We start from the raw sequence: 13633 nt of genomic DNA on the forward strand, positions 1-13633 counted from the left end.
CAAGTAAGCTGAGTCTCTATTGTACCATCCCGCAGGGGTGGTCTAGGACTTACATTCCCCGGTCCGTCAGCAGCTTTTCAAACTTTTTCTCCGACGGGATCTCATGGGTCACAAATTCGCCGTTCCAGTACAGGCTGAAGGCCGTGTAGGGGCAGGGCGCGCTCTGGGCCTGCTCCGTGGTGGTGATGTGAACCGTCTGGATCGGGACGTTCCGGTCGCGGCAGATGGCTTCCAGGAGGGGAACGTATTTGGCGGTGAAGGGACATTGGCTGGTATAGTACAGGGAAAGACCGGTTTTGGGAACCTGTGCCGCCGCCTGTTTCAGACGGGGGGAGAAACGGGGAAGCTCCGCCTGACTCTCAAAGGGGAGCGCCATCAGCCGGAAGTGGGGGCTGGCTGAGTCCGCGGTCTGAAAACCCTTGTATTTTAAGTATTTGGGGTCCGAGAGATAACCCAGCTTCTTTTCCGAGGACAGGACGGCCAGGCCGCGCTTGCCCTGGGCCCTGGCGTCCCGGATGCACTCGTCCAAAAGCAGGTTGGAGTAGCCGTGCCCTTTGAACTGGCCGGACACCCAGAGGCAGTCGATATACAGGTAGCCTTCCGCCTCGATGGGCGCCCAGGCGTGCTCGGCGGGGATGTACTCGATAAAGCATTTGCCCCGCACGTCGCCTTTTAAGAATACCAGGCCCTGGTCCAGACGCTCCGTCAGCCAGGCTTTTTTCGACTGTACCTGGCAGTCCTTGTTGCTGGAAATGGCGCAGCAGATGTGCTCTTTTTCAATGTTTTCGTGGGTGATCCGTATGAGATCCATGGTGGTCCTCCTTGGGAGAGTGGTGATGGGTGATCAGGGACAGGTTGATGATAAGAGATACATTTCCTTGATTATATCAGATAACAGACAAGAAAAATAGCAGTGATTCCGCGGTTAATCCGGCTTCACTGCTATTTTGTAACCCAAGTATCACATATTACGTTTTAAGCCCAAGGGCCTCCGCCGCCATCCGGCGCAGCTCGCTGCGCCGGACCTTGCCGGATGGGTTTATGGGCAGAGCGGGTAGGATGACGATGTGACGGGGGAGCTTAAAACTGGCCAGCCGCGGTTCCAGATAGGCGCGGACCCGCCCGGCGTCTGGATTTTCCCCCTCGCGGGCCGGAACCAGGCAGGCGCAGACCTCCTCCCCGTAGTACGGGTCCGGCAGACCGATCACTTTACACTCCTTTATGCCGGGAAAGTGCGACAGGGCCGCTTCCACCTCCGCGGGGATGATTTTTTCGCCGCCCCGGTTGATGATCTCCTTGATACGGCCTACATAGTGCAGGTATCCGTCGGAGTCCAGAAATCCCAGGTCCCCGGTGTGAAGCCAGCCGTCCCGGTCGATGGCCCGGGCGGTGAGATCGGGCCGGTTGTAGTAGCCGGTCATCAGCAGACTGCTTTTCACGCAGATTTCACCGGTCTCCCCTGTTTTCAGGGCGGCTCCGCTTTCCAGGTCCGCGATTTTGCCGTCGCTGTGGTCTACAAAACGTCCCACTGTGGTGCTGCGGATTTCCAGGCTGTCCGTGGGAGCGGCGATTGCGATGCCGGCGGTGGCTTCTGTCTGGCCCAGGCCGGGCAACAGGGTTAAGCCAAAGGCCTGCTCGATCCGCACAAAGGTTTCCGGCGGGCAGTAGGCGCCGCCGATGATGCCGGTGCGCAGACAGGACAGGTCGAAACTGCTGAAATCGCCGCGCCCCATCATTGCCTGGTACATGCAGGGAACACAGCTGAGTACAGTGCAGCGCTCCGTCTGTATGGTATCCAGAATACTTTTGGTGTGCAGATCGTCCGGCATAGCCAGGCAGGCGCCGCAGGCCAGGGCGCTGAGCACGTTTACGTCGATACAGAAGATGTGGAACAGCTGGAGGGCGCAGCAGATCACGTCCCGCTCCGTGAGGGACTGACTGTGGGCCTTCTGGATTCCTCCGTTGACCAGATTGTAATAGCTGGAAACCACGGCTTTCGGGGAGGAGCCGGTGGTACCGGAGGTATACAGGATCAGCCCGTCGTCCTGGGGCCTCGTCTCCTCCCTGGCCTGGCGAAAGCCCTGGGGCTGCTCCCCGCCCATTTGAATCAGCTGTTCCAGGGTGAGGCAGGGGCGGTTGTTCCCGCCGCTGATGTCAAATACAGCCTCTAACGGATAGATTTCCCCGATACGGCGGCTTTCCTCATAAAAATCCACGCCTTTGTAACCGTTTCCGATCATCAGGAAGCGGACATCCGACAGGGCCATCAGCTCCGCCAGCTCTCCTGCTTTTAAGCCTGTATTCAGCATACAGGATACACAGCCGGCTTTCTCGATTGCCAGAAAACAGAATACGGCGTTTGGAATATTTTCCGAGAGAATCGCCACATGGTTTCCACGCCGGACCCCAGCGGCCATGAGGCCGGCCGCGATCCGGTCCGTCAGCAGGTCCAGCTCCCGGTAGGTCCAGCGCCTGCCCTTAAAGGTGAGGGCGGTCCGGCCGGGCCACTGGGTTGCCGTGCGCTCCATAAATTGGGCGATTGTCAGGTTCAGCAATGGTTTCATTGATTTTTAAGGCCTCCTGTAAACGTTGCAGGTCAACAGACCATGTTGGCGATGGGCAGACCCACGGCCAGCATGACGGCGATGCCGACCAGTCCGGCTACCGCGCCGTATTTAAACAGCCTGCCCGCGCTGATCCAGCCGGAGTCCGCTGCGATTGCAACGGGCGGCGTGGCCGGTGCGGTGGCGAAGGCGAAATTGATGCCGATGGTGATCATGATGGCTGCGATGACCGGGCTGATCAGACCGCTGTACAGGCTGGTGGACAGCGGCATTGCGATGGCCATACAGATGGCGCAGGTCACGGAGTTGGACATGAAGTTGGTCAGGATTACGCTCATGGCGGCCAGGACCACGATGAACATGAGGGGACTTACGCCGGTGCAGAACACGCCGATGGTGTCCCCAAGCCAGGTGGAGACGCCGATATCCCCATTGGCCAGGGCGGTGCCCAGTTCCAGCAGCGCGCCCATAAACAGCAGCGTGCTGAAGGGAACCGCGGAGATGGCCTCCTTGTAGGGCAGAACCGGTTTGCCGTCCACTTTGATGAAATGCAGCAGTATGATGGCCACAATGGGGGGATAGCACTGGTGAATCTTGTTGAGCAGCGGGTAGGCCGGCGGACAGAGGTATTTGGAGATACCGGGAGCCAGCCAGAGAACCACAACGATCAGATAGATGGTTGCCGCGATTTTTTCCTGCTTGGAGAACGGTCCCTCATTTCCTTTGATGGCGTCGTAGTCCAGCCTGGAAAGTCTGGATACGTCCGGCCGCCACACATAGCGGCAGACCAAAAACCAGCCGATGGCGGTGAGGATGCCCACCGGCATCGCAACCATCACGTACTGGCCGAATTCCAGATTGTTGCCTGTGTAGCTGTTGTAGGAGGAGAAACCGATCAGAGTCATGGCATGGGAGATCGGCGTTGTAGCCTGGGCGATCTGGCAGATGATGGCCAGGCTGGCGATCATGACCGCGGGAAAAATGTCGCCCTTACCCTTCTCATACCCCAGGGATTCAAAGATCTCGTATAAAATGGGCAGAAAGATCATGATGGTGGAGCTGGACGACAGCCCGGACGAGAGGACAAAGATGGAGACAAAAATCATGGCGATGGTGCACCAGGCCCCTTTGCGGCTGAAGCTGCCGGTGAGGAACCAAACGGCCAGACGGTGGGCCACACCGGTGGCCTGCAGGCTCTTTGCCAGCATGAAGCAGAGCAGGAGATAGAACACGGTGCTGTTTCCCAGGGTCCCTGCGGCGACCTTGTTCATGCCCAGCTCCGGGATCAGCGCCAGGGCCAGAATCACGGCCAGGCTGGTCCAGTCCACGCCCACCAGAAGCCACATGAGAAGTCCGCCCACCATGATAAACAGCGTCTGGGCTCCGGAGGCGCTGAGGCCGGATGAAACCGGGATAAAACGGCCGAAGAAGCATAGGAACAGGCCGATGATAATGACAACAATCTGATATGTCTTGTATTTTTTCATTGTAACAATCCCCCTCCAAAGGTGTTTGTTAAAAAAACATCAATCAATGTGCGCCGCCACCTACGGTATTATTAAGCAAGTTTAATGCCAAGCCGGGCCGGAGATAATCTGGCCGGAATTCCCCGGGAATTGTCTGCGAAATAACGAAATAGGGAATGGATGTGCAAAATATAATCGGTTTTTTTGGACGTAAAAGGGCCTGACTGCACAAGAACATGTGCAAAAATTATAGTTTTGTGTGCAAAAATCGGGTCAAATGCATTGAAATGTGCAAAACAAGTGCAAAGTGCTTTGATAATCCATAAATTTTATGGAATTATTATAACCATTGGATTGATATTGATAAAAATTTTGACAAATTTACTCAATATTATTATAATAAAAACCAACAGGGTATTTCAATGGCAGGTGTATGGGTCTGACTAAAAAGGAATGGGGATATGTTATGGTAATGAATGAATTGCTGCTGCCGGATTTATTTACGCTGCTGGACAGCCTGGATTGGGGAATCAGCATCTTTGATGAGAACGGCAAATTTCTGTGGGTCAACCGCTATGTGCTAAAGTGCAGCGGACGTCCCAGAAAATTTTACGAGGGGAAATCTGTCTACGATTTCCAAAGTCTGGGAATTCTTGACACGCCGGTCTGCTCCGAGGTGTTCCGCCTGAAAAAGAAGGTGACCCACCTCCAGTATTCTTACACGGGAAGCGGGACGCTGGGGGAATTTATCGTCACCGCCACGCCCATTTTTGACAGCAACGGCAATGTGAAGTATGCGGTGGCGGACCGGATGGACGTGCGCCATTTAAAGGAGCGCCACGAGCTGGTTTTGCGGGAACGCCAACAGCACGACGCTTCGAAAATCAAGGTGGAGAGCAAGAAACTGGAGCTGATCTATCGGAGCGGCGTGATGGAGAAGTTGGTGAAGGATGTGGAGCGGGCCGCGGCGGTGGCCAGCGTGATCCTGCTCCAGGGGGAGTCGGGCACGGGTAAGGATGTGTTCGCCCACTATATCCATGAGAACAGCCCTTATCGGAACGGGCCTATGATTGAAATCAACTGCGCGTCCATGCCTGAGTCCCTGCTGGAATCTGAGCTGTTCGGCTATACAAAGGGGGCGTTTACCGGAGCGCTGAACACGGGGAAGGAGGGATTGATCGAGGCGGCGGACAAGGGAACGCTGTTTTTGGACGAGATCAACTCCATGCCTCTGGGGCTTCAGGCCAAGCTGCTGCGCGTTTTGGAGAGCAGGTCCATTACCAGGATCGGTTCCACCAAACCCATTGACGTGGACTTCCGGCTGATTGCGGCCACCAACCGCAGCCTGGTGGAGTGCGTGGAGGAGCGGATCTTCCGGGCGGACCTCTACTACCGGCTGAATGTGATTCCGGTGACGATTCCGCCGCTGCGGGAGCGCAAGGAGGACATTCCGGTGCTGACGGATTTTTTCCTGGACAAGTTCTGCGACCGGTATTCCCTGCAAAAGAAGTTCGCAAAGCGGGTTTACCGCACCTTTGAGGCATACAGCTGGCCGGGAAATGTGCGGGAACTGAAAAATATTGTGGAGCGGATGGTGATCATGAGCACGGTTTCCACCATTACCATCAACGAGATTCCCCAGAGTATGTTCAGCGAAAACGGATTCCCCGCCGGGCCGGAGCCGGAACTGGATGAAAAGGAGCGCATCCGGCGGGCGCTGGAAATCAACAACGGACACCGGGAGAAAACGGCGCGGTATCTGAGTATATCCAGGAGGACGCTGCAGTATAAGTTGAAAAAGTATGGGTTGAATTGAATCGAGCGCTGGAGAGCGGCGGTTCCGGAAATTCCTGAGAAGGGATTTCCGGGGCCGCCGTTTTGAGGTGTGGAAGTCGGCGCGAAGGGGAGTGGTGCCAGGATGTTCGCTGGCTCTGCGTTTAAGGCGACGCGGAGGATGGACCTCCGCGCCGCTCTCCGGAAATTTGGCATATTTTTTGCTTGTAATTTTGGTAAAACGGCAAGGCGCAGATTCAGCCCCGGTACCGACGGCCGCCACCTGATTTTCCGGGAGCTGCTGCGATGCGCCGTGTGGGAAAAGACGAAAGGAGGGAAGAGTGAAAAATAAAGTGGATTTTTGGGCGCACTTATATAAGGGTTCATAAAACCCCTGATTTTGCGATTGTTTGACAATAGAATAAAGATTAGTTATCGTTGCGCTTCACTAACTTAGAACTATCGTAACCAAGACTTTCAAGATAGGCAAAAACATTGTTTTCATTCAGAACAACACGCTCTACATGGTTTTGAGGCTTCATCAATTCCTCATAGTCAGCAGGGGTAAAAGGTTTCTTTTCCGAGACCATATGGTAAATACAGACCATCATCATTCTTGCGATGGCAATGATTGCTTTCTTATGGCCACGACGCTTTTTGATTCGCCCATATTTGATTGCAAAATAAGGCTGCTTTTTGTTTTTGATTGCGGCAAGGGCACACTGTACCATCATCGGTTTCAAGTAAGCGCCTGCTTTGGCAATTCGGACAGATTTTTTCTTACCTGCGGATTCATTGTTGGAAGGAGAAAGTCCACACCAGGAACAGAGGTGTTTGGCATCATCAAAAATGTTCATGTCAACGCCTGTTTCTGCGAGAACAATGGTGGAACTTAACTCTGTCATGCCGGGCATGGTGCTGACAAATTCCACAAACTCATAATAAGGTTTGATACGGACATAGAGTTCCACTTCGGTCTGGGTAATCATACCGTCAAGATATTCCAGATGGCCAAGGGCCAGTTCCAGTTTTTTTGCCTGGTCTGTTTCAATGTTGCAGCCTCTGATTGCTTCGATGATTTCATCAGACTTGGCTTTGGCCCCTTTTTTTATCAGTTTTCGGACAGCCTTTTCGTCAATGGAATCAGCGGTATGCTCCAGCAGATAAGACATGATTTCGGTTGCTGTTTTGCCGAAAGGGTCAGAAAGCACGCTGGCAATGCCGACATTGGAAACGGTCATACAGTTCTGGATGCGGTTCTTCTCAGAGGATTTCATGCAGACCAGCTTAAAGCGGTATCTGGCAAGTTCCCGGAGCTGGCGGAAATCCTTGGGAGGGATAAAGGAACATCTGACAAGGTCAAATTTGTAGAGGTCGGCAATCCATTTTGAATCCTTTTTGTCCGTTTTCTTGCCTTTGATAGCTTTGACATATTTGGGATGTGTAAGGCAGACCTCTATGTCCTTTTCGAGATAATTAAAAATAGGAATCCAATACTTTCCTGTGGATTCCATACAAACGTGATAACAATTATTCTCGATAAGCCAGTTGTGAAACTTTTGAATATCCGAGTTGATGGTTGAAAAGGATTTTTGCCTGTATTCGGATACTCCGTCCCTGTTAGTGATTACGATGGTTGCAACGATAACATTTTTGTGGACGTCAAGCCCACAGCAGATGGGGTATTTTAACTTCATCATAAGTATCACCACCTTATAAAAAGGAATAGCAACAGTGACTGTCATCCTGTGACTGAATAAACATGGTTTATTACCAATGATAAGAGTCCGGGCTCAAAGTCCCACTTGTTTGTGCTTGAAAGGATGACGGCACATATAATGATACGGGGTCGGAATAAATTCGCCACTCCTCCTTCCGTGCTCTGTAGTGTATTGCTATTCCCTACAGGGATTATAAATCAAATAGTGGAGAGGTACAACATTTTTTCATAACTTGTTTGTGCCTTGAGCGAAGCGAAAGGAATGACAAAAATGATGAAACCATTGGAAGGGATCAAGGTGGTGGAACTGACCACATATTTTGCAGCGCCAGCCTGCGGACGCATGCTGGCCGACTGGGGCGCGGAGGTGATTAAAGTGGAGGGACCCAAGGGGGACCCGTACCGCACCGCCTACAGGGGACAGAGGACGCCGCAGTTTGAGGAGGGATGTCCCAGCTTCGACCTAGAGAACAGCAACAAATCCTTTGTCTGTCTGGACACCAAGACGGAAGGCGGACGGGAGGCGGTGTTAAAGCTGATCTCCCAATGCGATGTGTTTCTCACCAACAACCGGCTGAGCGCCCTGAAGAAAATGGGGCTGACCTACGAGGAGGTCCATGCGCGTTACCCCAAGGTAGTCTACGCGGAGGTGCTGGGCTACGGGGCCAAGGGGCCGTTGAAGGACCGTCCGGGATACGACTACACCGCATTTTTCTCCCGCAGCGGCCTGATGGCGGATTTGAGCTCCAAGGGCGGCAACGTGATGAATACGGTGGCGGGCTTCGGCGATCATGTGACGGCCATCACCCTGGCTTCCGGAATCTGCGCGGCCCTTTTAAAGGCCCAGCGCACCGGGGAGGGAGACCGTGTCAGCGTGGCGCTGTACCAGGCGGCCATTTTTATCCTCAGCAACGGTCTGCTCTGCGCGGAGTACGGGCGGGAATACCCGCGGACCCATTTCGACTGCAACAGTCCGCTGCTCACCTGCTACCGCTGCAAGGACGATGAGTGGATCTATCTCTCCATGCCGGAGTACGACAAGATGTGGCCCAGGATCTGCCGGGACATCTTTGAGCGACCGGATCTGGCGGAGGACCCCAGGTTTTACTGTATTGCGGAGACCAACAAGCGCATCGGGGAGGCCGTGGCCGTATGCGATGAGATATTTGCGGAGCACGACAGCGCGTACTGGATCGAAAAGATGGAGGCCAACGACATCGCCCACGAGAAGCTGGCTCATTTTACAGACGTGCTGAAGGATGAGCAGGCCTGGGCCAACGGTTTTTTGCAGGAGTACACCTATCCTCGCGGCGAAAAAACAGTATTTTCCAGCACGCCGGTGACCTTTGAGTCCATCGGGGAGCTGCCCTTTAAGCACGCGGGCCGGGTAGGGGAGAACACCCGCAGCATTTTGAGAGCAGCCGGATATGCGGAAGAAGATATTGAAGCGTTGATCGTGTCCGGCGCGGCCAAATGAGCAGGGATTTGTGGTCCGCGGCCATATTTTACGAATTGTTCTGCCGGATGCGGAGTGAACAAAACAATGGGAACGGGAGGTAAATTCCATGCTGACAATGGGGGTTGATATCGGCTCCACCGCCTCCAAGGCGGTGATCCTGGAGGACGGCAGCCGGATTGTGGTGAAGCGGGTGGTTCCGGTGGGAACCGGCACCCGGGGGCCGCGGGAGGTGTACGAGAGCACCCTGGCTGCGGCCGGAGTAAGGGGACCTGAGATCAGCCGCGTGGTTGCCACGGGGTATGGGCGGATGAACTTTGAGATGGCGGACCGGGAACTGAGCGAGGTCAGCTGCCACGGACGGGGCGTGCGGTTTCTGCTGCCGGACGTGCGGACCGTGATCGATATCGGAGGCCAGGACGCCAAGGCGCTGCTGTTGGATGAGCGGGGGAACCTGGACAATTTTATCATGAACGACAAGTGCGCCGCCGGTACCGGGCGCTTTCTGGAAGCCATGGCCAGGGTGTTGGACGTGGCGGTGGAGGAAATGGGGGAGCTGTCCGAGCGCTCCGAGCGCCCGGTGTCCATCAGCAGCACCTGCGCGGTATTTGCGGAGTCGGAGGTGATCTCGCGGCTGGCGAACGGTGAAAGGATCGAGGATATCGTGGCCGGGATTCACACCTCGGTGGCAAAAAAAGTCAGCGGGCTGGCCATCCGCATGGGCTACCGGCCCAGGGTGGCCATGAGCGGGGGTGTGGCGCAAAACCGCGGCATCGTCCGGGCCATGGAGCGGGAGCTGGGGTGCGGGATCACGGTTCCCGAGGACTGTCAGCTGGCCGGCGCTATCGGTGCGGCGCTGTTTGCCTACAGTGATATGGAAAAAATTGTAAATAGAAGATGACTGCCTGCCCACGGCATTCAATAAAAGGAAAAGGAGAGTAGAAACATGAGTGAACAGAACACAACTCCGGCGGCAGCGCCGGCGAAACCGAAACGGCCAAAATCCAAGTCCCAGCTGATGGCCGGCGCTCTGTTGGACAAAGCGTACAACGACGCCATTGAGGCGAAGGCCAGGGGGGAGAAGATTGGCTGGGCCACATCCCTCTTTCCCCAGGAGATAGCGGAGACTCTGGGCCTGAACATCGTTTACCCGGAGAACCACGGGGCCGCTGTGGCGGCCAAGAAACTGGCGGAACCATTTTTGCACTACGCGGAGGCCCACGGCTGTAACAACGACCTCTGCTCTTACGCAAAGATCGACCTGGCCTACGCGGATCTTTTGGAGTGCAGCCCGGCCAGCAACATGGCGGTGCCGGATTTTCTGCTGGTGGCAAACAACGGCTGCAATGAGATTACCAAGTGGTTTGAGCTTTTAAGCCGCAAGTACAAGATACCGATTTTTATGATCGACATGACCTACAACCACCTGCCTCAGGTGACGGAGTCCCGGGTGAAATATATCCGCGCCCAGATCGAGAAGCTGATTGAGGACCTGTCCGCATTTACTGGAAAAAAATGGGATCCAGATCGGTTTGCGGAGGTTATGCGAATTTCCACGGCCAACCGGAATCTGTGGGAGCAGATCGCGGATTACCTGGCATTGGAGCCAAGCCCCTTGAGCGGCTTCGATTTGTTTAACTATATGGGACCGATGGTATTTACCAGAGGGCGGGAGGAGACGGGGGACGTGATGCGCCAGCTGATCGCGGAGATCGAGGAGCACATTAAAAACGGGACGTCCACCTACCCGGGCGAGCAGCATTTCCGGGTATTCTGGGAGGGCATCGCTTGCTGGCCCTATCTGTCCCACAACCTGAAAACCCTGAAAAAATACGGGATCAACGTCTGTGCCACGGCTTATGCCCGGGCCTGGTCCCTGGATTACACGCCCGGCGACATCGAGAGTCTGGCGCGGGCGTACTCGTTTACCAGCTCCAACAATATTCTGATGGACGAGAGCATCCGCAGGAGAAAGGAGTGGAATGAGAAGTTCCACATCGACGGGACCATTTACCACGTAAACCGCGCCTGCAAGGTGATGGTGTGCCAGCAGCAGGAGCTGATGCGCCGGGTTTCGGAGGCCTGCGGCAACCTGCCTTTCATGGCCTTTGACGGGGATCAGGCGGATTACCGGAATTTCAGCGAGGCACAGTTCGAGACGCGGATCGAGGCATTTGCGGAGCTGATGAGAAAGCATAAGGAGGAATTGCGCAATGGCTAGCTTACAGGAAAATTTGCAACGGTTACAGGAAATTGCGGCCAACCCCAAAGCGCAGCTGGACCGGTATCTGAAATCCGGGCGGCAGGTGGTGGGCTGTTTCCCCATCTACACGCCGGAGGTGCTGGCGGACGCTGCGGGCCTGGTGCCTATGGGCATGTGGGGCGCGCAGACGGAGTTTTCCCTGGCGAAAAAGTATCTGGTTCCCTTCGCCTGCCCCATCATGCAGTCCTGCATGGAGCTGGCGCTCGGCGGTAAATACGCGGGGGTGAAAGCGGTGATGATCCCGCCCATGTGCGACACCCTGCGCTGTATCACCCAGGACTTCAAGTTCGGGGTGAAGGACATTGTTTCTATCCCCTTCACGCTGCCGCAGAACCGCAGGATCACCGCGGCCATCCAGTACCTGACCGAGGAGTACGGCCATGTGAAGGAGCGCCTTGAGGAGATTTATGAGGTTGAGATCCGGGAGGAGGCCATCGCGAAGAGCATTGAGTGCTACAATCAACACAGCCGCGCCATGAGGCGGTTTTCGGAGCTGGCGAACCGGCATCTGGATATTATCACGCCCACGGTGCGCCACGGGGTGTTTAAGAGCGCCTGGTTTATGACCAAGGCGGAGCATCTGGCGTATCTGCGGCAGATCATCGGCCAGCTGGAATCCCTGCCGGATTATGAGTTTACCGGAAAACGGGTGATTCTGACCGGAATTACGGGGGAGCCAGACAGCTTTTTGAAGATTTTGGAGGATCACAACATGGCCGTGGTTGGGGACGATCTTGCCCAGGAAATGCGCCAGTACCGCACAGAGATTCCGGAGGGCGACAACGGCATCGTGCGCCTGGCCAAACAGTGGATGGAGCGGATCGACCCAATGGCCCACGAGGACGAGCTGCGCCGGGTGGAGCTGCTTCACGGACTGTGCCGGGAAAATGCGGCGGACGCGGTGATCGTATGCCTGATGAAGTTCTGCGATCCCGAGGAGTACGAGTATGTGGCCTACAGCCAGGAATTAAAAGACGCGGGGATCACGGTGCTGTCCGTGGATATTGACCAGCAGCCGAATAGCTATGACCAGGCCCGCACGAGGATTGAGACGCTGGCGGAAATGCTGTAGAAGGCAGGGGGAGAGCGGGAGCGTGCGGGTCCGCGTTAAACGGCGGCGCACGGCTCCCGGAATCCCTGGACGCGGGAAACGAGGGCGCCGTGGCCAGGCCAACCCGGCGCCCTGACGGTCCGGGCGAAACGGAAGGTACAGATGGAAACAGGGACGGAGGTAAACATGATTCTTTCAGACAAATATAAATTGCTGAGAAAGAACTTCCGCAACTTTGCGGAGACGGAATTTACAACGGAAATTCAGGAACAGCTGGACCGGGAAGGCGGGTTCAACTGGGATTTGCATTATAAAATGGCGAAATACGGCTTTATGGGGATCAAGCTGCCGGTGGAGTACGGCGGGCAGGGGGGAGACACCCTGGCCTATGTGCTGATGGTGGAGGAATTCGCCCGGGTATGCCCGGTGCTGTCCATCTACGCCAACACCCCCAACTCTCTGGGCAGCGGGCCGCTTTTAACCTGCGGCACGCTGGAACAGAAGAAAAAATACATCCCGCCCCTGGCTTCCGGGGAGAAGAAGATTGTGTTCGCCCTGACGGAGCCGGGCGCCGGGTCGGACGCGGGAGGGACCCTAACCCGGGCGGTGAAGGACGGGGAATATTACGTTTTGAGCGGACGCAAATGCTTTATCTCCGGTGCGCCTCTGGCGGACTACGCGGTGATCTACGCCAAGACCAATCCGGCGCTGAAGGGGAACAAGGGCATTTCCATGTTTATCGTGGATATGAAGCTGCCCGGCGTGTCCCTGGGCAAGCCGGAACTTAAAATGGGAATTAATGGATATCCCACCAGCGACATTATCCTGGAAAATGTACGGGTTCACGAGAGCGATCTGCTGGGACCGCTGGACAAGGGATTTTCCACGGCATTAAAGACGCTGGACGGCGGACGTCTGGGAGTGGCCGCCCAGTCCCTGGGGATCGCCCAGTGCTGTCTGGAAGAGTCCATCCGCTATGCAAAGGAGCGCAAGCAGTTCGGCCGCCCCATTGCCAAGTTCCAGGCCATCAGCTTTATGATCGCGGATATGGCCACGGAGATCGAGGCCGCCAGGGAGATGATCTACAGCACGGCCCTGGCCAAGGACGCGGGGGAGAAGGACGCCCCTATGAAATGTTCCATGTGCAAACTGTTCGCCTCGGAGATGGCCAACCGGGTAGCCTATAAGGCCGTGCAGATCCACGGCGGCTATGGCTATATGCGGGACTACAAGGTGGAGCGCATGTACCGGGACGCCCGGATCACCACCATTTACGAGGGCACGAGCCAGGTACAGCAGATGGTTATCGCAGGCAATCTGCTGAAATAGAAGGGAGGCGC

10 protein-coding genes are annotated in these 13633 nt (G+C 55.6%); 6 read left to right on the forward strand and 4 right to left on the reverse strand.

From position 1 onward, the window contains the following. Positions 1-49: 49 nt before the first annotated feature. The 3 genes from ACK2JC_RS15315 to ACK2JC_RS15325 all read right to left on the reverse strand — a co-directional run bounded on the left by ACK2JC_RS15315 (position 50) and on the right by ACK2JC_RS15325 (position 4051). A complete protein-coding gene (locus tag ACK2JC_RS15315; RefSeq protein ID WP_320937499.1) occupies positions 50-811 on the reverse strand; it encodes a GNAT family N-acetyltransferase in 762 nt (253 codons plus the stop codon). A gap of 157 nt (positions 812-968) precedes the next feature. Then, positions 969-2564 (reverse strand): class I adenylate-forming enzyme family protein, encoded by a 1596-nt coding sequence (locus ACK2JC_RS15320; RefSeq protein ID WP_320937498.1) that lies wholly within the window; start codon positions 2562-2564, stop codon positions 969-971. Between the two features lie 32 nt (positions 2565-2596). Further along, a complete protein-coding gene (locus ACK2JC_RS15325; protein WP_320937497.1) occupies positions 2597-4051 on the reverse strand; it encodes an SLC13 family permease in 1455 nt (484 codons plus the stop codon). Between the two features lie 445 nt (positions 4052-4496). Between ACK2JC_RS15325 and ACK2JC_RS15330 the strand changes: the two genes are divergently transcribed. Beyond that, complete coding sequence (locus tag ACK2JC_RS15330; RefSeq protein WP_166434544.1) at positions 4497-5846, forward strand: sigma-54 interaction domain-containing protein; 1350 nt, start codon at positions 4497-4499, stop codon at positions 5844-5846. A gap of 385 nt (positions 5847-6231) precedes the next feature. On the opposite strand, the gene ACK2JC_RS15335 is transcribed toward ACK2JC_RS15330, so the two are convergent. Further along, the gene (locus tag ACK2JC_RS15335) at positions 6232-7503 is read right to left on the reverse strand and encodes an IS110 family transposase (RefSeq protein WP_022512864.1); all 1272 of its coding nucleotides are present in this window, start codon (positions 7501-7503) and stop codon (positions 6232-6234) included. A gap of 291 nt (positions 7504-7794) precedes the next feature. Here ACK2JC_RS15335 and ACK2JC_RS15340 point away from each other — a divergent pair, with 291 nt between their 5' ends. The 5 genes from ACK2JC_RS15340 (at position 7795) to ACK2JC_RS15360 (ending at position 13622) form a co-directional block, all read left to right on the forward strand. Beyond that, positions 7795-9000, forward strand: coding sequence for a CaiB/BaiF CoA transferase family protein (locus ACK2JC_RS15340; protein WP_166434545.1), 1206 nt, complete (start codon positions 7795-7797; stop codon positions 8998-9000). A gap of 88 nt (positions 9001-9088) precedes the next feature. Then, positions 9089-9880 (forward strand): acyl-CoA dehydratase activase, encoded by a 792-nt coding sequence (locus ACK2JC_RS15345; protein WP_320937358.1) that lies wholly within the window; start codon positions 9089-9091, stop codon positions 9878-9880. 45 nt (positions 9881-9925) lie between these two features. Further along, entirely contained in the window at positions 9926-11200 is a 1275-nt protein-coding gene (locus tag ACK2JC_RS15350) for a 2-hydroxyacyl-CoA dehydratase subunit D (protein ID WP_007707150.1), read from the forward strand. Then, positions 11193-12314: a 2-hydroxyacyl-CoA dehydratase subunit D gene (locus tag ACK2JC_RS15355; protein WP_107435546.1), complete on the forward strand. Its 1122-nt coding sequence runs from the start codon at positions 11193-11195 to the stop codon at positions 12312-12314. The genes ACK2JC_RS15350 and ACK2JC_RS15355 overlap by 8 nt, the downstream gene beginning before the upstream one ends. Before the next feature lie 165 nt (positions 12315-12479). Beyond that, positions 12480-13622, forward strand: coding sequence for an acyl-CoA dehydrogenase family protein (locus ACK2JC_RS15360; protein WP_146153758.1), 1143 nt, complete (start codon positions 12480-12482; stop codon positions 13620-13622). Positions 13623-13633 lie beyond the last annotated feature (11 nt).

The sequence above is a fragment of the Enterocloster lavalensis genome (genome assembly GCF_046603895.1).
GTDB classification, from domain to species: domain Bacteria; phylum Bacillota; class Clostridia; order Lachnospirales; family Lachnospiraceae; genus Enterocloster; species Enterocloster lavalensis.

What these genes read in the sequence shown, in the direction of transcription:
- ACK2JC_RS15355 (WP_107435546.1), top strand. Translation starts at nt 11,193, where the DNA reads ATGGCTAGCTTACAGGAAAATTTGCAACGGTTACAGGAAATTGCGGCC.
- ACK2JC_RS15340 (WP_166434545.1), top strand. Translation starts at nt 7,795, where the DNA reads ATGATGAAACCATTGGAAGGGATCAAGGTGGTGGAACTGACCACATAT.
- ACK2JC_RS15345 (WP_320937358.1), top strand. Translation starts at nt 9,089, where the DNA reads ATGCTGACAATGGGGGTTGATATCGGCTCCACCGCCTCCAAGGCGGTG.
- ACK2JC_RS15315 (WP_320937499.1), bottom strand. Translation starts at nt 811, where the DNA reads ATGGATCTCATACGGATCACCCACGAAAACATTGAAAAAGAGCACATC.
- ACK2JC_RS15350 (WP_007707150.1), top strand. Translation starts at nt 9,926, where the DNA reads ATGAGTGAACAGAACACAACTCCGGCGGCAGCGCCGGCGAAACCGAAA.
- ACK2JC_RS15335 (WP_022512864.1), bottom strand. Translation starts at nt 7,503, where the DNA reads ATGATGAAGTTAAAATACCCCATCTGCTGTGGGCTTGACGTCCACAAA.
- ACK2JC_RS15320 (WP_320937498.1), bottom strand. Translation starts at nt 2,564, where the DNA reads ATGAAACCATTGCTGAACCTGACAATCGCCCAATTTATGGAGCGCACG.
- ACK2JC_RS15360 (WP_146153758.1), top strand. Translation starts at nt 12,480, where the DNA reads ATGATTCTTTCAGACAAATATAAATTGCTGAGAAAGAACTTCCGCAAC.
- ACK2JC_RS15330 (WP_166434544.1), top strand. Translation starts at nt 4,497, where the DNA reads ATGGTAATGAATGAATTGCTGCTGCCGGATTTATTTACGCTGCTGGAC.
- ACK2JC_RS15325 (WP_320937497.1), bottom strand. Translation starts at nt 4,051, where the DNA reads ATGAAAAAATACAAGACATATCAGATTGTTGTCATTATCATCGGCCTG.